This window comes from Vibrio sp. CB1-5, from assembly GCF_059412285.1.
Genome location: NZ_JBJHPB010000070.1, coordinates 1 through 1365 on the forward strand (window position 1 = coordinate 1; position 1365 = coordinate 1365).

Consider the following 1365-nt stretch of genomic DNA (forward strand, 5'->3'; position numbering starts at 1 on the left):
ACGGTGGTTTTGTTTGAGTGCAGTGGTAGTTAGCTGCTACTTAACAAGGCGTTAGCTTTCTCGGTTAAGTATTGTGGAGTATGCGTTCAGCGCTCTAGCTTTACACCTAAACGTCAGTGCCAAATCGGTACATCGAACGTGCTGTTTCTTTTTCGCTGAAGCAGCGTGAACCAATTTGTTAGCATGGTGCACTTGGTTTTCAGCTTCAGAGCAAGAGCCTTAAGTTGCCTTTAAGTTTCGTTCTCTTTGGCCGCAAATTGGTTGAACGTTCAATGCTTCTGCATCGGGTACGGCGGTGGCTTCGGTTTTGGAGCGTTTCTTTAAAACCTTGGTGGTAAACGCTGGCTGCATCACACGCAAAAAGCTAACAAATTGCTCAAGCAGACAGCTAACGCTTGGCGATTTTGGTTTGGTTAAGTTTAGTGATTACGTGGCTTTGCTTGGGTGCTGTGTTCGTTAGCTGCAACTTAGCAAGGCGTTAGGTGCCCAACGGTTTAGGGGTAGGTTCATGGGTTTATATGAAAAAAGTCAGCGCAATCGCGCAGAGGAAGATGCAATGCTTAATGCATCTGGCTCTCTGTTTGAAGTACGTTTTGCACAAGAAGCCGCAAAATCGTGGAAAAGAATCATCTTTCTAGCGATCGTAGCAGTTCTACTTTTAGTATTACCCGCTCTTGGTTCCATTGTTCGAGCCGTGGGTGCATTATTTAACTAGCCCTGATTTAATACGAGAGTCAGCACCTAACAAATTGCTCAAGCAGACAGCTAACAGTTGGCGATTTTGGTTTGGTTGAGTTCAGTGATTACGTGGCTTTGCTCTAGTGTTGTGGTCGTTAGCTGCAACTTAGCAAGGCGTTATGCCTCAGGGATGGAGAGCAATGCAAGGATACAAAGTAAGCACAAACAATGAAGACCTCGACTTTGAGTTTATCTATAGATTTATTTCACGTAGTTATTGGGCTTCTGAGATTCCAAGAGACACTTTGAAAAAGGCCATATCAAACTCTTTTTGTTTCGGTGTTTTTACTGACACTGGCGATCAAGTGGGCTTTGCTCGACTCATAACAGATAGAGCTACATTCGCTTACCTTGCGGATGTGTTTATTGAAGATTGTCATAGAGGGAAAGGTCTGAGCAAGTTGTTAGTGCAAACGATAGTCGAACACGCTGATGTAAAAGGACTCCGTAGGATGGTTTTGGCTACTAGGGATGCTCACGGGCTCTATGCTCAATTCGGTTTTAGACCAGTAGAAAATCCAGAGATATTAATGCAAATCTGGCAACCAAATGTCTATCGTGACCAATAGGCATAACAAATTGTTCAAGCAGACAGCTAACAGTTGGCGATTTTGGTTTGAATTGAGT

2 protein-coding genes are annotated in these 1365 nt (G+C 43.8%); both read left to right on the forward strand.

From position 1 onward, the window contains the following. Positions 1–508 precede the first annotated feature (508 nt). Entirely contained in the window at positions 509–715 is a 207-nt protein-coding gene (locus ACJB0T_RS21880; RefSeq protein WP_479290414.1) for a hypothetical protein, read from the forward strand. Between the two features lie 163 nt (positions 716–878). Further along, entirely contained in the window at positions 879–1307 is a 429-nt protein-coding gene (locus ACJB0T_RS21885; protein ID WP_353496320.1) for a GNAT family N-acetyltransferase, read from the forward strand. The last annotated feature ends 58 nt before the right edge of the window (positions 1308–1365 follow it).